The organism is Micromonospora nigra (genome assembly GCF_900091585.1).
Lineage (GTDB): Bacteria > Actinomycetota > Actinomycetes > Mycobacteriales > Micromonosporaceae > Micromonospora > Micromonospora nigra.
The window spans coordinates 1370381-1388326 of record NZ_FMHT01000003.1 but is presented as its reverse complement, the minus strand read 5'-3'; the positions used below and the strand labels follow the sequence as shown (position 1 = coordinate 1388326).

The window sequence follows — 17946 nt, the reverse complement described above, 5'->3', positions numbered from 1 at the left end:
TAGCGCTGTGCGGACCGCCACCAAACCGCACTAGGACCTTTGGAGGGATCCTACAAAGATCGGCGGGTCTCATCGCCGTTCTGCGGTCTTCTACCGGCGGCCGGGAGCAGTGTCTGGGGCTGGGTCACCGGATCGAGTCGCCCCACCGTGAGCGCCACCTGCAACGCGAAGGCGTCCCGGGGCACCAGCGGGGAGAAGCCCGTCACCTCCGAGATCCGCCGCAACCGGTAGCGGACCGTGTTCGGGTGCACGAACAGCGTCCGCGCCGCGCTCTCCAGCGTCCCGCCCGCCGCGAAGAAGGCGTCCAGCGTCTCCAGCAGCTCCCCGCCCGCGCGGACCAGCGTCGCGTACACGTCGTGACGCAGCCGCCGGCGTGCCTCCGTGTCCCCGGCGAGCGCCCGCTCGGGCAGCAGGTCACCGGCCGGCACCGGACGCGGCGCGGCCGGCCACGCCGGGGCGGCCCGGAAGCCGGCCAGCGCGGCCCGCGCCGACTCGGTCGCCTCGTCCAGGCTCGGCACCGCCGGGCCGACCACCACCGGGCCGTCACCGAACGCGGTGAGCAGCTTGCCGGTCGCCGCCACCGGGTCGGCCACGCCGCCGAGCACGATCACCAGGCGGTCGCCGTGCACCCCGCCGATCACCTCCGCGCCGATCCGCCGGGCCTGCCGGTAGACGGTGTGCAGCACCGCCGAGACCTCGCCACCGGGGGACCGGCCCACCGCCACCGCCACCGGCGGCGCGTCCGTCCAGCCCAGCGCCGCCGCGCGGCTGGCCAGCACGTCCGGGGAGTCGCCGCGCAGCAGCGCGTCCACCAGCAGGGCCTGGAGCCGGGCGTCCCACGAGCCGCGCGACTCGGCGGCGCGGGCGTACACCCGCGCCGCGGCGAAGGCGATCTCGCGGGAGAAGCGCAGCACCGCCTCCCGCAGCTGCTGCTCCTCGCCCTCCACCGCGAGGTGGCCGACCTGCTCCTCCACCACGTCGATGGTGACCTTGACCAGGGCGACCGTCTGCTGGAGGCTGATCGACCGGGCCAGGGCCTGCGGCGCGGTCGCGAACACCTCGTCCGAGACCTCCTGGGTGCCCTCCTCGGCGCTGCCGCCGCCGTAGCTCAGCCACTGCACCAGCGAGCGGACGCCGGCCTGTGCCACCAGCATGACCCAGGAGCGCTGGTCGGCCGGCAGCTCACGGAACCACGGCAGCCTGTCGTCCATCCGGGACACGCTCGCGGTGGCCAGCGCCCCGGCCGCCCGCTCGATGCGGCGCAGCGTGGCCGCCAGCTCGGTCCCGCCCGGCTCGCTCACCGCCCTAGCCTGGCACGTCGGGACCTGCCCCGGTACGCGGGGCGGCCGGCTGCCCGGCGGAGCGGAGGACCGTCGACCGGTCAGCTCGGCCGCGACGTCCTGCCGTCGGCGAACGAGACCCGGCCGGGCGCCCGGACCGGCCGGGGCGGGCCATGGGGCGGGAGCCGGTCAGGCGGGTGGGGGCCGGTCAGGCGGGTGGGGGCACGGGCAGGGCCAGCTCCTGGGCCAGGATCGCGGCCTGCACCCGACTGCGCAGGTCGAGCTTGGTCAGGATCCGGCTGACGTGTGTCTTGACCGTGCTCTCCGCCATTCCCAGGCGGACGGCGACCTGGTGGTTGGACAGGCCCAGCCCCAGGCAGGCCAGCACGTCGCGTTCCCGGGGCGTCAGTGCCGCCACCGCCGCCCGGGTGGCCGCCGGGGGCTCCGGCGCGGTCGCCGCGAAAGCGGTGATCAGCCGGCGGGTCACCGCCGGGGCGATGAACCCCTCACCCCGGGCGACCGTGCGGACGGCGGCGACCAGCGACCCGGCGTCGGTGTCCTTGAGCAGGAACCCGGCGGCCCCGGCCCGCAGCGCCCCGAAGACGTACTCGTCGACGTCGAAAGTCGTCAGCACCAGCACGTCCGCCGTCCGCCCACCGACGATCTCCCGGGTCGCCGAGATCCCGTCCAGCCGTGGCATCCGCACGTCGAGCACGGCCACGTCGGGGCGCAGCGCCCGGCACAGCTGCACCGCCGCCGCGCCGTCGTCGGCCTCACCCACCACCTCCACGTCCGCGGCGGCCGACAGGATCAGCGCCAGCCCGGCCCGCACCGCGGGCTGGTCGTCGGCCAGCACCACCCGCACCGTCACCGGGACACCGGCCCGCCGTCGAGCCGTGCGGCGGGCGGCGGCGTCCCGTCCGCCGCACGGGTCGGCAGCACCGCCCGGACCCGCCACCGGCCGCCCTCGGCACCGGCGCGGAACTCCCCGCCCAGCAGCACCGCGCGTTCGCGCATGCCGATCAGCCCGGCACCCGCCCCGGGCAGCCCCGCCGGCCCGCCGCGTACCGCGTTCTCCACGGTCAGCACCACCCGCCCCGGCTCGTACGCCACCACCAGGTCGACCTCGCCCGTGCCGTGTTTCGCCGCGTTGGTTAGCGACTCCTGCACGAGCCGGTACCCGGCCAGGTCCACCCCCACCGGCAGCGCCGCGGGTTCGCCGACTGTCCGGGCCCGCACGGTCAGTCCGACCTCCCCCGCCCGGGCCAGCAGCCGGTCGAGCTCACCCAGCCGGGCCCGGGTCGCCCCCTCCGTCGCGTCGGCGGCCGTCCCCTCGGCCGGTTCCCGGAGCAGCCCGATCATCTGCCGCATCTCCGCCAGTCCCTGCACGCTGCTCTCCCTGATGACGGTGAGCGCCCGGGTGACCTGCGCCCGGTCCAGACCGGGCACCGACAGCGCGGCGGTGGCGTGGATGGCCACCGCGCTGAGATGGTTGGCGACCACGTCGTGCAGCTCCCGGGCCATCCGGGCGCGTTCGGCGGCGACCGCCTGCCGTCGGTCCAGCTCCACCAGCCGGGCGGTCTGCTCGGCCCGGGCCCGTTCGGTGGCGGCCTGGTCCCGGTACTGCCGCACGCTGAGCCCGGTCAGCACCGGCAGCACCCCGGCCAGCACCACCGGCGCCCCGAATCCCACCCCGCGCCAGTCGCCGGTCAGCGTGACGCCCAGCCCGACGCCGAGCACACTCAGCCCGACGGTCGCCGCCAGCAGCCGCCGCCAGGTGCGCGCCGAACCGAAGACGCAGGCGTCGTAGAGGACCTGCGTGTAGACCAGGATCGTGGCCAGCGACCCACCCAGCCCCAGATCGGCCACCACCGCCGCCGTGCCCAGGCCCAGGCTGCCCCGGCTGGCCACCCGGCGCAGCCCGACGGCCACGCAGACGGCGGCCAGCGGCAGCAGGAACAGCGGCTTCGGCACGTCGGGCCGCCAGTCCACCTGCGGCTGGGTGCCCAGGCCGTACATCACCAGGCCACCGGCCGCCGACGCGCCGGCCAGCGCGGTGTCACGGCCGGCCGTGTCCGGGCCGAGCCACGGCGGCAGTCCCATGGCCCGATCCCACCACAGTCGGCTGCCCACCGGGGGAGGAGGTCACCGGCCGTCCGGGCTCCGTCGAACGAGGGACACCGCCGGGCTCCTGCCACAATGACCACCCGTGACGGACATCGACACCGAACTGACCGCCCTGGCCCGCGAGATCGACGCCACCTGCCGCCTCACCGGACGCTTCGTGCTCCGGTCGGGCCGGGTCGCGTCCGAGTACTTCGACAAGTACCGGCTGGAGGCCGACCCGCGCCTGCTCGACCGGGTCGCCGCGCGGCTGGCGGCCCTGGTGCCGGCGGGCACCGAGGTACTGGCCGGACTGGAGATGGGCGGCATCCCCGTGGTCACCGCCCTGGGCCGGCACACGGGCCTGCCCTGCGCCTTCGTGCGCAAGGCCGCCAAGGAGTACGGCACGGCCCGGCTCGCCGAGGGGGCCGAGGTGGCCGGCCGGCAGGTGCTGGTCGTCGAGGACGTGGTGACCTCCGGCGGCCAGGTCGTCATCTCCACCGGGCAGCTCCGTGACCTGGGGGCCCGCGTCGAGCACGCGCTGTGCGTGATCGACCGGGCCGAGGGCGGCGCCGAGGCGTTGGCCGGCCACGGCATCGCCCTGCGGGCCCTGCTCACCCGGGCCGACCTGGACGCCCACCGGGTGGGCTGACGGCCCGCCGGCCGTGTCCCCCACTGCCGTGCCGACCCGGTACGCCCTGCACGGCCTGTCCGACCCGGCCAGTACGGTGTCAGGGCACGCCGGGGCCACCACCCGGCGGGCGTGGCGAGCGTGAGGAGACCGGGATGGCGCACGGGGAGGCCGAGCACGGCTGCGCCCAGGGGGAACCCTGCCGGCCGGGCCACCACGACCAGCCCTCGGGCGGCAAGCACCCCCGGTGGGCGACGGGTGTCGCCCACCCTCCGGAGTCGGTCGGCGAGCGGGTGGACGACGAACCCGGGCGGCCCTGGGGCGACGACGGGCCCGCGTGGGAGAACGACCTGACGCTGCCCCGCCAACGCGCCGCCGAGCCCTCCCTCGACCGTCGGGCCGTGCCCGAGGAGGCGGAGTCGGCTGGTCAGGGGTGCCGCAGTGAGCTGCCGGGCTGGGCCGGGGGACACCGGCACGGCCCCGTCCGCCCGCGCCACCGGGCGGTCCGGCGGGAACGGCCGCCGCGCCGCTGGTGCTGACCCGCTGACGGCCCTCCGGCCGCTAGCGTGAGGGCGTGAAGGCGATCGCGATCGACCGGTACGGGCCCGCTGACCTGCTCGCCCTTCGGGAACTACCGGATCCTCCGGTCGGCCCGGACACGGTTCTGGTGTCGGTCCGCGCCGCCGGGGTGAACCCGGTCGACTGGAAGGTCCGCGAGGGGCAACTCGCCGGGGCGCTGCCGACCCACTTCCCGCTCGTGCCGGGCTGGGACGCGTCCGGAGTGGTGGCTGCGGTGGGCCCGGCGGTGACCGGCTTCGCCGTCGGCGACGAGATCGTCGGGTACGTGCGGCGCGACCACGTCCAGCACGGCACGTACGCCGAACTGGTGCCCGCCCCGGAACGGACGCTGGCCGACAAGCCGGTCCGGGCGTCCTGGGCCGAGGCGGCCGGGTTGCCGCTGGCGGGGTTGACCGCGTACCAGGCGTTGCGGCTGGCCCGCACCGGGGCGGGCGACACGGTGCTGGTGCACGGCGCGGCCGGTGGCGTGGGGCACCTCGCGGTGCAGATCGCGCGGGCGCTCGGCGCCGACCGGGTGATCGGCACGGCCAGCGCGGCCCATCACGACTTCGTCCGGTCGCTGGGCGCCGAGCCGGTCAGCTACGAGGCGGGTCTGCTCGACGGGATCCGCGAGGTCGCCCCGGACGGCGTGGACGTGGCTCTCGACCTGTTCGGCGGGCTGGCGCTGGAGGTCTCCGCGCGGCTGCTGGTCCGGCCGGCGCGGCTGGTCTCCGTCGCCGACCCGGAGCACGTCACCCGGCTCGGCGGCAGCTACGTGTTCGTGAAGCCGTCCACCGCCGACCTGACCGTCCTGGCGGGCCTGGTCGACGCGGGTCGCCTGCGCGTCCACGTGGACCGCGTCTTTCCCCTCGAGCAGGCCGCGGACGCGCACCGGATGGTCGAGACGGGACACGTCCGCGGCAAGGTCGTGCTGGAGGTCTAGCCGTTCGCCCGCCGACCACGCCAGCCGGCGGCGGTCAGCGGGTCCGGCGGCGGACCAGCAGCGCGATGCCGGCGAGGCCGGCGGTGATGACCAGCACCACGGCGACGTTCAGTAGCAGCAGACGCTGGAGTTCGCCGAGGGCCTCGTCGATGTCCCGCGCCGGGTTGACCGCGTCCTCCGGAATGATCCGCTCGCCGCCGCCGACACCACCGCTGATCGTGTCGTACGTGCGTTCCAGCGGCACCCCGGCGACCCGCAGCTTCTCGGACATGTCCAGCCGGCCCAGGAACCAGGCGGCGGCGGTCTTGCGGTTGTCCGGCTGCTTGGCCGGCCGGAAGACCCGTGGACCGCCCTCGGCCTTCGGGTAGAGGTCGTAGGTCTGCTTCGCGACGTCACCGGCGAGCACCACGACCGTGTACTTCGGACCGAGGGTGTCCGCCTTCGGACCCTTCGAGTACCCGACCCGGCCGAGGAAGTTGACCTGCTCGATGACCCCGACGACCTCCGCCGGATGGGTGTCGGCGTGCAGCCGCAGCGGCTCGTCGATGCCCTCGCCGGTGATGTCCACTCCGGCCGGTGGGGCCTTCGGCGCCGCGCCTGCCGGCCCGGTCAGACCGAGCGACACCAGCATCGCCGCCAGCGCGCCCACCAGTACGACCAATCGCCTCGTCCGTTGGACCATGCCGCCTCCTCGCCCCGTTCGATGGCTGGCTGTGCTGCAGGTCACGCGTTGGAAGATCGGCGTAGGTGACCCTGCCGTCAGGCCGGATGCCTACCTCAAAGACTCCGCGGAACGTCGATCGGTTGCAGCTGGTGGAACAGTATTTGGAACTATCTGGGATCTCGACCCGACCAATGAGCGGATGTAGATCAGCGGTCGATCTTACCTTCACCAAGGAGAACACATGAGGGGCAGGGTCTGCCAAGGAGATCCCATGAGCGGCAGGGTCGCACGGGCGGCACGGACCTGGCCGGTCGTGCTCGGTGTGCTGCTGGCGGCGGCGGCGGTGCTGCTGCCGGCGGCCCCGGCGGTCGCGCACAACGCGCTGACCGGCAGCGATCCGCGCGACGGCGCCCGGGTGGCGACCGCTCCGCAGCGGATCGAACTGCGGTTCCTGGCCAGAGCCGACCCGGCCACGACGAAGGTCACGGTCACCGGGCCGGACAACGTGGCGGCTGCCGGCGGGCCACCGACGGTGTCGGGCAACCGGGTCAGCGTGCCGTTCACCCCGGGTGCGGCAGGGCTCTACATCGTCTCGTACCGCGTGGTGTCCAGCGACGGGCACCCGGTCTCCGGGCAGGTCCGCTTCACGCTCACCACGGGTACCCCCGCCGAACCGGCGTCGAGTGTCACCTCGACCCCCGCCGCGTCGACGACCCCCGCGCCCAGCCCGTCCGAGAACGGGCCGAGCGAGCCGCCGGCCACCGACCCCGACAGCGCCGTCGGTTCTGCCGGCGGGGGCGAGCCGGCCGGGCGGGGCTGGTGGTGGGCGGCCGGGGGCGGGGTGGCCCTGATCGCCGTGCTCGCGGGCGGGTTCCTGCTCCGTCGCCGCAGGGCACGCCGCTGACCGGGGAAGCCCTCCGCCCGCCGGATCGTGACCCGCGACCTGCCCGTGGACGGTGTGGTCAGACCAGGCGGAGCCGGGCGGCGCGCAGCCGGGCCAGGGTGCGTTCGCGGCCGAGCACCTCAAGGGACTCGAACAGTGGCAGCCCGACCGTGCGGCCGGTGACCGCGACCCGCACCGGGGCCTGTGCCTTACCCAGCTTGAGGCCGCGCTCCGCGCCGACCGCCTCCAGCGTCGACTTCAGGGTCTCCGCGTTCCAGGAGGTCAGCCCCTCGTACGCCGTGATCGCCGCGTCGAGCAGGTCGGCCGCGCCCTCCTTCATCGCCTTCGCCCAGGCGGCCTCGTCGATCAGGGGGGATGCCAGGAACAGGAAGTCGACGTTCGGCACGATCTCGCTGAGCACCGCGATGCGGGTCTGGGCCAGCGGTGCCACGGCGGCGAAGACACGCGCGTCGAACTCGTCGGGCTGCCACGGCGGCGGCGCGATGGTGCCGGTGCCGGTGAGCCAGGGCTGGCAGGCGGCCACGAACTCGTCGACCGGCAGCGCGCGGATGTACTCCCCGTTGAACGCCCGTAGCTTCTTCTCGTCGAAGAAGGCCGGTGCCGGGTTGACCTGCTCGAGCCGGTACTCGTCCTCGATGACCGACCAGGGGACGATCTCCCGGTCGCCGGAGGGGGCCCAGCCGAGCAGCATCAGGTAGTTGCGCATCGCGGCGGCGAGGTAGCCCTCCTCCCGGTACGCCTCGAGGGCCACCTTGTCGCGGCGCTTGGACAGCTTCTGCCGCTTCTCGTTGACCACCACCGGCACGTGGGCCCACACCGGAGGCTTCACCCCGAGCGCGTCCCACAGCAGCTGCTGCTTGGGTGTGTTGGGCAGGTGCTCCTCGGCGCGGATCACGTGGGTGATGCCCATGGTCATGTCGTCGACGACGTTGGCCAGCAGGAAGACGGGCGAGCCGTCGCCCCGGGCGATGACGAAGTCCTCGATCAGCTTGTTCTCGAAGGTCGGTTCGCCGCGGATCAGGTCGACCACCACGGTCGTCCCCTCGTCGGGCGTGCGGAAGCGCAGGGCGCGCCCCTCACCGGCGGGAAGTCCCCGGTCGCGGCAGAAGCCGTCGTACCCGGTGTACTGGGAGCCGGTGCGCGCCTGCACCTCCTCCCGCGTGCAGTCGCAGTGGTACGCCCGGCCGGAGTCGTACAGCCGCTGCGCTGCGGCGCGGTGCTCACCGGCGTACTGCGACTGGAAGTACGGGCCCTCGTAGCTGCCGCGGGCGATGCCGATCCAGTCCAGCGCCGACAGGATGCCCTCGGTCCACTCCGGCTTGTTGCGCGCCGCGTCGGTGTCCTCGACGCGCAGCACGAAGACACCGCCCTGCTGCTTGGCGTAGATCCAGTTCTGCAGCGCCGAGCGGGCACCGCCGACGTGGAACATACCGGTCGGGGAGGGGGCGAAGCGCACACGTACCGTCACGCCCCCAGCCTACGGCCGGCCGCGACCGCATTCGGCCCAGGGGGCCGCCCCCGGGCCCGCCGCCGCCCCGGGGCCGTCGCCCGAGCGCGGGTCAGGGCACCGAGCGGATCTTCACCACCAGGGCGCTGCCGAGCAGCGTCACCACCGCGGTGGCCGCGTAGAGCACCGGGTAGCCGCCCAGGTGCACCACGATCGGAGCGGAGATCGCCGGCCCGAGCACCTGGGGCGCCGAGTTCGCGATGTTGATCACGCCGAGGTCCTTGGCCCGGTTGGTGGCGTGCGGCAGCACCTGGGTGATCAGGGCGGCGTCCACGGACAGGTAGACCCCGTAGCCGGCGCCGAGCAGCAGGGCCGCCCCCATGACCACGGGCCAGACCGGCGCGACGGCGAGCAGCACCGTCGCCGCCGCCATGACCACCCCGGAGGCGATCACGAAGATCTTCCGCCGGCCGGAGCGGTCCGACAGCCGTCCGGCCACCACGGCGGTCGCGGCGAGGCCGACGGTGTACAGCAGGATCAGCACCAGCAGGCCGCCCTCGGGGTCGGCCACCCCCACCTCGTCGGTGAGGAAGTACAGCAGGTAGAGGGTGCCCAGGGCGTTGCCGAGCTGCACCAGGAAGCGGGTGATCCAGGCCCAGCCGAAGTCGGGGTGCCGGCGGGGTGAGACCCACATCGAGGCGAGCAGGGCGCCGGGGCGCAGCGCGGGCCGGTGCGCGCGCGGCAGCGGGTCGTCGGTGGTGAGTAGCGCGAACGGCAGCGCGAGCAGCAGCACGGCCGCCCCGACCGCGAGGTAGCCGGCGGCGTTGCCGGTCACCAGGGCGGTCACCAGCACCACCCCGAGCACCAGGCCGAAGGCCTGCGGGATGCCCACCCAGCCGGACACCGCGCCGCGCTGGACGACCGGCACCCGGTCCGGCACCGCGGCGGTCAGGCTGGCCAGCATCGCGTTGAAGCAGACCTGCGCGGCGACCCAGGCCAGCGCCACCCCGACGACGGTGCGCTGCTGGGCCAGCAGCGCCAGGGCCGCCGCCCCGAGCACGGCCCCGCCGGCGGTCCAGACGTGCCGGCGGCCGAACTCGCGTCCGCCCAGCCGCAGGCAGGTGCGGTCCGACAGCGCGCCCGCGAGGGGGTTGGCGATCACGGCGGCGAGCGCGCCGAGGCCGGTGACCAGGGCGAGGGCGGCCTCCTTGTCGGCCGGTACGATCCGGCCGACCTGCTGCGGCAGCAGCACCTGGATCGGGGTGAAGAACGCCATCCAGACCCCGAGGTTCGCGGCGGCGAGCAGCGCCACCCAGCCACGCCGCACCGGCAGCGCCGGTTCCGCGAGGGCCGCCGGCAACGATGCCGGCGTGGGGTCGACGGTGGTCACCGGTCGGGCCCACGGCGGGAGGCCGCGATCACCTCGCGCAGCCAGGCGTACGAGGACTTCGGGGTGCGCGCCTGCGTGGCGAAGTCGACGTGCACCAGGCCGAAGCGCTTGGTGAAGCCCTCGGCCCACTCCCAGTTGTCGAGCAACGACCAGACGAAGTACCCACGGACGTCCACCCCGTCGTCGAGCGCGGCGCGCAGGGCGCGCAGGTGCCCGTCGAGGTAGGCGATCCGGTGCGGGTCGGGCACCCGGCCCTCGGCGTCGGGGGCGTCGTCGTACGCGCAGCCGCTCTCGGTGATCTGCACGGGCGGCAGTGCGGCGCCGTACGTGCGGTGCAGCCAGCCGAGCAGTTCGCGCAGCCCGTCGGGCACGACCGGCCAGTCGAACGCGGTGCGCGGGTAGCCCTCCAGCGGCACCAGCTCGAACGGCAGGGGCGAGTCGTCGGCGGCGGCGCGTACCCCCGTGGGGTTGTAGTAGTTCACGCCCAGCACGTCCAGCGGCGCGGCGATCGTGTCGAGGTCGCCGGCACGTACCGGGGTCTGGTCGAAGCCCAGCTCCTCGGGGTAACCCCGGCCCAGCAGCGGGTCGGTGAACAGCCGGTTGTGCAGCGCCTCGTACGCCGCACCCGCCGCGACGTCCGCCCCGGTGTCGCCGACGACCCGCACGGGCGAGTAGTTGTTGGCGATGGCGACGGGGCTGCCGCTGCGGGCCCGCAGGGCGGCGACGGCGAGCCCGTGGCCGAGCAGCTGGTGGTGGGCGGCCGGGAAGGCGTCGAACAGCAGAGTGCGGCCGGGGGCGTGCTTACCCGTGCCGTGGCCGAGGCTCATGTGGATGAACGGCTCGTTGAGGGTGATCCACAGCTTCACCCGGTCGCCGAGGCGGGCGGCGACCAGGTCGGCGTACTCGGCGAAGCGGTGGGCGGTGTCGCGGGCCAGCCAGCCGCCGGCGTCCTCCAGCCGCTGGGGCAGGTCCCAGTGGAACAGGGTGGCGACCGGGTCGATGCCCCGGGCGAGCAGGTCGTCGACGAGCCGTTCGTAGAAGTCCAGGCCGGCGGGGTTGACCGCGCCGCTGCCGTCCGGTTGGACGCGGGGCCAGGCGACGGAGAACCGGTAGGCGGACACGCCGAGCCCGGCCAGCAGCGCGACGTCCTCGGCGTGCCGGTGGTAGTGGTCGCAGGCCACGTCCCCGGTGCTGCCGTCGGCGATCCGCCCCGGGGTGTGGGCGAAGGTGTCCCAGACGGACCGTCCACGGCCGTCCTCGGTCGCGGCACCCTCGATCTGGTAGGCCGAGGTGGACACGCCCCACCGGAAGCCGGCGGGGAACTGGGGCGGTGGTGCGGTCGACATTGCGTCCTCCCGGGATCGAACGCGAAACGTGTTCGCGACTCTAGGGCGCGTCGAGCATTCGCGCCATAGGCCGTGGCGGATGGAAGCGCAATGGGTTTCGGCGTGTCTTTTCCAAACACGTCCCAGTACGTCCGTTTTTGCGCATACAGTGGCAAATATCGTGGGATGTCCTCACTGGAGGAAGACGGAAATGATCCTCGTGGAACGCAGTGCGCACGTGGCGGCGCCGGTGGAAGTGGTCTGGGACGTCGTGCAGCGCGCCGAGCAGTTGCCGGCCTGGCTGGCGGGGGTCCGCGCGGCCGAGGTGCTCTCGGGGGAGGGCTTCGGCCGGCGACAGCTGGTCCAGGCCGGTCGCGGCGCGGCGCATGAGGCCGAGGTGATCGCCTACCAGGAGCCGACCCTGATCGGCTGGCGCGAACGTGCCAAGGGTGCCGGTGCCCGAGCGGAGGCGCGCACCGAGATCTACGTCCAGCTCACCGCGGACGAGGAGGAGGGTGGGACGGTCGTGCGGCTCATCGTCGTACGCTGGCCGGCCGGCCCGGTCAAGGCCGCCCTGCTCCGCCTCGGCCTGCGTCGGGTCGGCGCCGACCTGGAGGACTCGCTCGCCCGGCTGACCGATCTGGCCGCCGTCGGCTGACCGGGCCGACGTCCTGGCGTCACCCGCGACGGTGGCGGCCCCGGTGTTCCCGCCAGGAACACCCGGGCCGCCGCCGCTGTGCGCCGCCGCCCCGCACCCTCGTCGCCGGATCGCGCCGTCGCCGGCTCACACCGTCACGGTGAACGCGGCGACGTGCACCTTGTCGAGATGGCGGAACTCGAAGAACAACCGGTACGTGCCCGCCGACGGCACCGTGACGCCGAACGCCACCACCGAGCTGGGCTGGCTGGCCGCCGCCGGGTGCACGTGCAGGTAGGCGAGGTCGCCCTGGCGGAGCGCCACGAGATGCCCGTACGCCCCCAGGTGTGGTTGCAGGTCGTTGACCGGCTGACCGTTGCGCCCGAGCCAGACCAGCACCTGGTTGGACTCGCCGGCACGCAGTCCGGCGTCCAGGGTGACCGTGTAGCCGTCCACCAGGATCGTCTCCTCGGGCGGGGCGAGCGGCCCTGCCGCGTACCGACCGGGCACCGGCACGTCCACCCCCAGCGTCACCTGCGCCGGCGCACCCTCCGGCCAGAAGTCCGCGATGGCGCGCAGCGGGCCGGGCGCGGCCGGGGTGACCGCGACGCGCCAGGTGCCGTCCGGGGACATCTGCGGGTGCACGTGCTGGTAGCCGGCCAGGTCCCGGCCCACGACCACCAGGTGCATCCGGCGCTCGTGGTTCTCCTTGAACGTGGTCAGCGCCGCGCCGGTGGGGTCGGTGATCCGGAACACCAGCTCGCCCGGCTTCCCGACGGTCAGCCTCGGCGTGTCCATCGCCAACGTCCAGCCGTCGCGGGACACCTCCAGCCCGCCGGGCCCGTGGCCGAGGTGCGCGGTGGGGTCGGGCGCCGCCGCCCGGACCGGCCCGCCGGCGGTGTCACCGGCCCGGCCGGCGAAGAAGCCGACCGCGAGGGTCAGGCCGAGCACCAGCGCCGTGGCGACGTGACGCCAGGCGCGGCCGGTGGCCGGGGCCGGCGGTCCGGTCGGGTCGGCGGGGCGGGGGCGCCCCGGCTGGGACGCCCCCTCGACGTGGTCGGTGTGCGCGGTCACCGACAGTCGCCGGTCGCTGGTCGCCGTCACGGCAACCGGGGCTGCAGGACGAACAGCCCCTGCTCGATGCCGCTGACCACCACGATGCCGCTCGGGAAGTACGGGTACGTGCTCCACGCTCCGTTCATCGAGGCGCTGTTGCTCGACGGGTAGATGTCGAAGTAGCCGGCCTCGGTGGCCCGGCCGCTCGACACGTTGCGCACGTCCAGGATCCGCAGCCCGGCCCGGTAGTTGGCCTGGTAGCTGTAGTTGCCCTTGACGTACTGGTTGTGGTCGGTGGCCCGGACGCCGGAGGGCGCGCTGTAGGTGCCGATGTGCCGGGGCGCGTCCAGGTCGGCCAGGTCCCAGATGTACGTCTGGGTGTTCACCCCGCGTCGCGACTCGTCCAGCTCGTCGTCGAGCAGGAAGTACCGCTGGTCCTCGGTGAACCAACCCTGGTGGGTGTACGCGCGGCCGGAGTAGCCGATGCGCGACAGCTGCCGGGGCGCCGACTTGTTGGTCACGTCGACCACGGTCACGGTGTCCTCGTTGGAGTTGACGCAGATCTCCCGACCGTTGTACGCCGAGTCCGGCCCCCGGTAGACCACGCACTGGGTGTCGTGGGTGTACCCGTCGTTGCTGACGCAGCCCGCGTACGCGGGAGACCGGGGGGTACGGATGTCGATCATGTGGAGGCCGCCGCTGCACGTGTTCGTGCCCACCGCGTACGCGTAGCCGGTCTGCTCGTTGATGGCGATGTTGTGCGAGTTGCCGAACCGGCTGTAGTGCACGTCGGCCGACCAGGTGCGCGGCGAGGTGACCCCGCGCAGTCGGGTCAGGTCGAACACCTGCATGCCGTGCCCGGACACGTCGGCCACGATGTACGCGTGGTCACGGTAGACCTTCATGTCCCGCCACACGGCGCTGCGGTTCTGGTAGGCGGGCAGGTTGCCCAGGTAGACCGGCGAGGTCGGGTTCGACACGTCGACGAACGAGGTGCCGTTGCGCCGCCCGACGAGGGCGTACTCCTTGCCGGTGGCGCTGTCGGTCCAGCCCCAGATGTCGTTGGCCTGGCTGCCGCCGATGGTGGACAGCGGCATGAACGACAGCAGGTCGACGTTGCGGCAGGGGTAGCCGGCCGCCTGGCCGTTCGTGCAGGTCGCCGCCGCGGCGGCGGCGAGGGGCTGGCTGGGCTCACGTTGCGCCATGAACTCCTGCGCCGAGGCCCGCCCGGCGGGGGTGGCGGGGTCGTGCGCCACCGATGGCGCACCCGGCCCCAGCATCGACACCGCCAGGGTGCCGACCGCCAGGGCGATACCGATCCGGACGACTCGCATGTGCACCTTCTCTCCGTCGCGCCGGTTCGGCGGGGCGTCCCGGCCGGTGGTGGACGGGCGCGACGGGGGAGATCCACCGGCCGACCCGGGTGCCCGCGCGGGAGCGCGGACCCCTGGACGCCTATCGAGAATTGTGGATGCGAGATGTTACGGGCGAAAGACGGCCATCGATACCGGCTGCGTCATACCACCGGGCGTACGCGCAGGGGCCCGACGCGGTGTGCACCGCGTCGGGCCCCCGGGTGGCTCCCCGCCTAGCTGTCGCCGCCGGTCTCGCCCACCGGGGCGGCGCTGACGTCGTCGATCGCGTACTTCTTGGCCGCCTCGGCCGGCACGGTGGCCGCCACCGTGCCGCGCAGCGCGAGCTGCCGCAACGTCGCGACCACCACCGACTCGGCGTCCACGTGGAAGTGCCGGCGCAGAGCGTGCCGCGTGTCGGACATGCCGAACCCGTCGGTGCCCAGCGACGTCCAGTCACCCGGCACCCAACGCGAGATCAGGTCCGGAACCGCGCGCATCCAGTCGCTGACCGCGACCTTCGGGCCCTCGGCGTCGGCCAGCTTCCGCGCCACGTACGGCACCTGCTGCTCCGCGCCCGGGTTCAGCAGGTTGTGCTCCTCGCAGAGCACCGCGTCGCGGCGCAGCTCCGTCCACGAGGTCACCGACCACACGTCGGCGGCCACCCCCCAGTCCTGGGCCAGCAGCTGCTGTGCCTTCAACGCCCACTGCACGCCCGTGCCGGATGCCAGCAGCTGCGCCTTCGGGCCGTCGACCTGCGGGGCGGGGGAGTAGCGGTGCAGGCCCTTGACGATGCCCTCGACGTCGACGCCCTCGGGCTCGGCGGGCTGGTGGATCGGCTCGTTGTAGACGGTGAGGTAGTAGAAGACGTTCTCCTGCTCCGCGCCGTACATCCGGTGCAGGCCGTTCTCCACGATGTGCGCGATCTCGAACGCGAACGCCGGATCGTACGCGACGACCGCCGGGTTCGTGGCCGCCAGCAGCAGCGAGTGGCCGTCCTCGTGCTGGAGCCCCTCGCCGTTGAGCGTCGTGCGCCCGGCGGTGGCGCCCAGCACGAAACCGCGGGTCATCTGGTCGGCCGCCGCCCAGAAGCCGTCACCGGTGCGCTGGAAGCCGAACATCGAGTAGAAGATGTACATCGGGATCATCGGCTCGTCGTGCGTGGCGTACGACGAGCCGGCCGCCGTGAACGAGGCGACCGAACCGGCCTCGTTGATCCCCTCGTGCAGGATCTGCCCGGCGGTGGACTCCTTGTACGACAGGAACAGTTCCCGGTCGACCGAGGTGTACCGCTGACCGTGCGGCGAGTAGATCTTCGCGGTCGGGAAGATCGAGTCCAGGCCGAAGGTGCGCGCCTCGTCCGGGATGATCGGCACCCAGCGCCTGCCGAACTCCTTGTCCTTCATCAGGTCCTTGAGCAGCCGGACGAAGGCCATCGTGGTGGCCACCTTCTGCTTGCCCGAGCCGCGCTTGATGTCGGCGAACCGCTCGCTGCCCGGGATGGCCAGCGTCTTGCCGGTCGTCCGCCGCGACGGCAGGTAGCCACCGAGCTGCTTGCGCCGCTCGTGCAGGTACTGCATCTCGTCGGACTCCTTGCCCGGGTGCACGTACGGCGGCAGGTAGGGGTTCTCCTCCAGCGCCGAATCCGGGATGTCCAGGTAGAGGCGGTCGCGGAAGGTCTTCAGGTCCTCCAGCGTCAGCTTCTTCATCTGGTGCGTGGCGTTGCGGCCCTCGAAGTGCGAACCCAGCGTCCAACCCTTGATCGTCTTCGCCAGGATGACGGTCGGCTGGCCGGCGTGCTCCATGGCCGCCTTGTACGCCGCGTACAGCTTGCGGTAGTCGTGCCCGCCGCGCTTGAGGTTCCAGATCTCGTCGTCGGACAGGTGCTCGACCATCCGGCGGGTGCGCGGGTCACGACCGAAGAAGTGCTCCCGCACGTACGACCCGGACTCCGCCTTGTAGGTCTGGTAGTCGCCGTCCGGCGTGGTGTTCATCAGGTTCACCAGCGCGCCGTCGGTGTCCCGGGCCAGCAGCGGATCCCACTCGCGGCCCCAGACCACCTTGATCACGTTCCAGCCGGCTCCCCGGAAGAACGCCTCCAGCTCCTGCATCACCTTGCCGTTGCCCCGGACCGGGCCGTCGAGGCGCTGCAGGTTGCAGTTGATCACGAAGGTGAGATTGTCCAGCTCCTCGCGGGCGGCCACCCCGATCGCGCCCAGCGTCTCCGGCTCGTCCATCTCGCCGTCGCCCAGGAACGCCCAGACGTGCTGGTCGGAGGTGTCCTTGATGCCCCGGTGCTGTAGGTACCGGTTGAACCGGGCCTGGTAGATCGCGTTCAGCCCACCCAGGCCCATCGAGACCGTCGGGAACTCCCAGAAGCCCGGCATCAGCCGCGGGTGCGGGTACGACGGCAGCCCGCCGCCCGGATGCGACAGCTCCTGCCGGAAACCGTCGAGCTGGTGTTCGGAGAGGCGACCCTCCAGGTACGCCCGCGCGTACATGCCGGGGGAGGCGTGACCCTGGTAGAAGATGTGGTCGCCGCCGCCCGGGTGGTCCTTGCCCCGGAAGAAGTGGTTGAAGCCCACCTCGTACAGCGAGGCGGAGCTGGCGAAGGTGGAGATGTGCCCGCCGACGCCGATCTCCGGCCGCTGCGCGCGGTGCACCAGCATGGCCGCGTTCCACCGCACGTACGCCCGGATCCGCCGCTCGACGTGCTCGTCGCCGGGGAACCACGGCTCCCGCTCCGGCGGAATGGTGTTGATGTAGTCCGTGGTGGTCAGGGACGGCACCCCGACCTGGCGCTCGCGGGCCCGCTCCAGCAGGCGCAGCATCACGTAGCGGGCCCGCTTGGCCCCGCGCTCGTCGATGACACCGTCGAGCGACTCGACCCATTCGCCGGTCTCTTCAGGGTCGATGTCCGGAAGCTGGCTCGGCAGACCAGCGGTGATCACCGGGCGCTTGCGTTCCGTAGCCACAGGCGTTCCCTCGGTTTCGTGTGGGATAGGTCTCTAGCGCCATCCTGCCCCCTGGTGGCACCCGCCGTCACGTCCACCGGCCCGAGACGCGACGCTCGACACAGGTACCCATCAGTAACTTTGCGCGACGAATGGGCCCCTCCGCCGGACGCGCCCGCCCGGCTCCCCGGTCCCTCGGCCGGCGGTGGGACGACGCCCCTGCCCGCCGTGCGGGCGACGGGAGCGGGCCAGGGTGGTCGGTGACCCGGGCGCCTGGGGCAGAATGCGTCGTATGCGAAGTGAGGTGATCAGCGTCCGGACCGGATCCCGGCCGACCGTCCGGGACATCACCGCGGAGGCCGAGCGGTTCGTCAGCGGGCAGGGCGACGGGTTGCTGCACGTGTTCGTGCCGCACGCCACGGCCGGGGTGGCCGTCATCGAGACCGGTGCCGGTTCCGACGACGACCTGCTCACCGCGCTGGACGACGTGCTGCCCACCGACGACCGGTGGCGACACCGCCACGGGTCCCCGGGCCACGGACGTGACCACGTGCTGCCGGCCTTCGTGCCCCCGTACGCGACGCTGCCCGTGCTGGACGGGCGACTGGCGTTGGGCACCTGGCAGTCGATCTGCCTCGTCGACACCAACGGCGACAACCCGGAACGGCAGGTCCGGTTCTCCTTCCTGCCCGGCTGACCCGT

At 73.4% G+C, this 17946-nt stretch carries 16 protein-coding genes; 6 read left to right on the top strand and 10 right to left on the bottom strand.

Going from position 1 to position 17946, the window contains the following annotated elements:
- Nucleotides 1-50: 50 nt before the first annotated feature.
- From GA0070616_RS05530 to GA0070616_RS05520, 3 genes are all read right to left on the bottom strand, one after another.
- The gene (locus GA0070616_RS05530) at nucleotides 51-1385 is read right to left on the bottom strand and encodes a PucR family transcriptional regulator (RefSeq protein ID WP_425412985.1); all 1335 of its coding nucleotides are present in this window, start codon (nucleotides 1383-1385) and stop codon (nucleotides 51-53) included.
- Nucleotides 1386-1488: 103 nt separating this feature from the next.
- Entirely contained in the window at nucleotides 1489-2151 is a 663-nt protein-coding gene (locus GA0070616_RS05525) for a response regulator (RefSeq protein WP_091089960.1), read from the bottom strand.
- On the bottom strand, nucleotides 2148-3383 hold the full coding sequence (locus GA0070616_RS05520; RefSeq protein ID WP_091077303.1) for a sensor histidine kinase: 1236 nt from the start codon (nucleotides 3381-3383) through the stop codon (nucleotides 2148-2150). The genes GA0070616_RS05525 and GA0070616_RS05520 overlap by 4 nt, the downstream gene beginning before the upstream one ends.
- A 106-nt stretch (nucleotides 3384-3489) precedes the next feature.
- On the opposite strand from GA0070616_RS05520, the gene GA0070616_RS05515 reads away from it, so the two are divergent.
- The 3 genes from GA0070616_RS05515 to GA0070616_RS05505 all read left to right on the top strand — a co-directional run bounded on the left by GA0070616_RS05515 (nucleotide 3490) and on the right by GA0070616_RS05505 (nucleotide 5515).
- Entirely contained in the window at nucleotides 3490-4035 is a 546-nt protein-coding gene (locus tag GA0070616_RS05515; protein ID WP_245712668.1) for an orotate phosphoribosyltransferase, read from the top strand.
- Nucleotides 4036-4169: 134 nt separating this feature from the next.
- Entirely contained in the window at nucleotides 4170-4553 is a 384-nt protein-coding gene (locus tag GA0070616_RS05510) for a hypothetical protein (protein WP_091077298.1), read from the top strand.
- Nucleotides 4554-4588: 35 nt separating this feature from the next.
- A complete protein-coding gene (locus tag GA0070616_RS05505; RefSeq protein WP_091077294.1) occupies nucleotides 4589-5515 on the top strand; it encodes an NADP-dependent oxidoreductase in 927 nt (308 codons plus the stop codon).
- A 34-nt stretch (nucleotides 5516-5549) separates the two neighbouring features.
- Here GA0070616_RS05505 and GA0070616_RS05500 read toward each other — a convergent pair whose 3' ends face one another.
- Nucleotides 5550-6197: a hypothetical protein gene (locus GA0070616_RS05500; RefSeq protein ID WP_091077290.1), complete on the bottom strand. Its 648-nt coding sequence runs from the start codon at nucleotides 6195-6197 to the stop codon at nucleotides 5550-5552.
- 253 nt (nucleotides 6198-6450) lie between these two features.
- On the opposite strand from GA0070616_RS05500, the gene GA0070616_RS05495 reads away from it, so the two are divergent.
- Nucleotides 6451-7083: a copper resistance CopC family protein gene (locus GA0070616_RS05495; protein ID WP_091077286.1), complete on the top strand. Its 633-nt coding sequence runs from the start codon at nucleotides 6451-6453 to the stop codon at nucleotides 7081-7083.
- Between the two features lie 58 nt (nucleotides 7084-7141).
- On the opposite strand, the gene gltX is transcribed toward GA0070616_RS05495, so the two are convergent.
- From gltX to GA0070616_RS05480, 3 genes are all read right to left on the bottom strand, one after another.
- A complete protein-coding gene (gene gltX, locus GA0070616_RS05490) occupies nucleotides 7142-8551 on the bottom strand; it encodes a glutamate--tRNA ligase (RefSeq protein WP_091077283.1) in 1410 nt (469 codons plus the stop codon).
- 91 nt (nucleotides 8552-8642) lie between these two features.
- Nucleotides 8643-9920: an MFS transporter gene (locus GA0070616_RS05485; protein WP_091077280.1), complete on the bottom strand. Its 1278-nt coding sequence runs from the start codon at nucleotides 9918-9920 to the stop codon at nucleotides 8643-8645.
- Entirely contained in the window at nucleotides 9917-11266 is a 1350-nt protein-coding gene (locus GA0070616_RS05480; protein ID WP_091077276.1) for a GH1 family beta-glucosidase, read from the bottom strand. Before GA0070616_RS05480 ends, GA0070616_RS05485 begins: the two co-directional genes overlap by 4 nt.
- 190 nt (nucleotides 11267-11456) lie before the next feature.
- Between GA0070616_RS05480 and GA0070616_RS05475 the strand changes: the two genes are divergently transcribed.
- Nucleotides 11457-11903: an SRPBCC family protein gene (locus tag GA0070616_RS05475; RefSeq protein WP_091077272.1), complete on the top strand. Its 447-nt coding sequence runs from the start codon at nucleotides 11457-11459 to the stop codon at nucleotides 11901-11903.
- 126 nt (nucleotides 11904-12029) lie between these two features.
- Here the strand turns inward: GA0070616_RS05475 and GA0070616_RS05470 are convergent, their stop codons facing one another.
- The 3 genes from GA0070616_RS05470 to aceE all read right to left on the bottom strand — a co-directional run bounded on the left by GA0070616_RS05470 (nucleotide 12030) and on the right by aceE (nucleotide 17265).
- Nucleotides 12030-12986, bottom strand: a complete 957-nt coding sequence (locus GA0070616_RS05470) for a hypothetical protein (RefSeq protein WP_091077268.1) — start codon at nucleotides 12984-12986, stop codon at nucleotides 12030-12032.
- Nucleotides 12983-14272, bottom strand: coding sequence for a choice-of-anchor B family protein (locus GA0070616_RS05465; RefSeq protein WP_091077264.1), 1290 nt, complete (start codon nucleotides 14270-14272; stop codon nucleotides 12983-12985). Before GA0070616_RS05465 ends, GA0070616_RS05470 begins: the two co-directional genes overlap by 4 nt.
- A gap of 254 nt (nucleotides 14273-14526) precedes the next feature.
- Nucleotides 14527-17265 carry a pyruvate dehydrogenase (acetyl-transferring), homodimeric type gene (gene aceE / locus GA0070616_RS05460; RefSeq protein ID WP_091077261.1) on the bottom strand — a complete coding sequence of 913 codons (2739 nt, stop codon included), beginning with the start codon at nucleotides 17263-17265 and terminating at the stop codon, nucleotides 14527-14529.
- Between the two features lie 271 nt (nucleotides 17266-17536).
- On the opposite strand from aceE, the gene GA0070616_RS05455 reads away from it, so the two are divergent.
- Complete coding sequence (locus GA0070616_RS05455) at nucleotides 17537-17941, top strand: YjbQ family protein (protein WP_175439988.1); 405 nt, start codon at nucleotides 17537-17539, stop codon at nucleotides 17939-17941.
- The last annotated feature ends 5 nt before the right edge of the window (nucleotides 17942-17946 follow it).

Bases quoted from the DNA above. Each gene is read 5' to 3' on its own strand.
- GA0070616_RS05465 (WP_091077264.1), bottom strand. From the start codon at position 14,272: ATGCGAGTCGTCCGGATCGGTATCGCCCTGGCGGTCGGCACCCTGGCG.
- GA0070616_RS05510 (WP_091077298.1), top strand. From the start codon at position 4,170: ATGGCGCACGGGGAGGCCGAGCACGGCTGCGCCCAGGGGGAACCCTGC.
- GA0070616_RS05500 (WP_091077290.1), bottom strand. From the start codon at position 6,197: ATGGTCCAACGGACGAGGCGATTGGTCGTACTGGTGGGCGCGCTGGCG.
- GA0070616_RS05520 (WP_091077303.1), bottom strand. From the start codon at position 3,383: ATGGGACTGCCGCCGTGGCTCGGCCCGGACACGGCCGGCCGTGACACC.
- GA0070616_RS05475 (WP_091077272.1), top strand. From the start codon at position 11,457: ATGATCCTCGTGGAACGCAGTGCGCACGTGGCGGCGCCGGTGGAAGTG.
- GA0070616_RS05495 (WP_091077286.1), top strand. From the start codon at position 6,451: ATGAGCGGCAGGGTCGCACGGGCGGCACGGACCTGGCCGGTCGTGCTC.
- GA0070616_RS05480 (WP_091077276.1), bottom strand. From the start codon at position 11,266: ATGTCGACCGCACCACCGCCCCAGTTCCCCGCCGGCTTCCGGTGGGGC.
- GA0070616_RS05455 (WP_175439988.1), top strand. From the start codon at position 17,537: ATGCGAAGTGAGGTGATCAGCGTCCGGACCGGATCCCGGCCGACCGTC.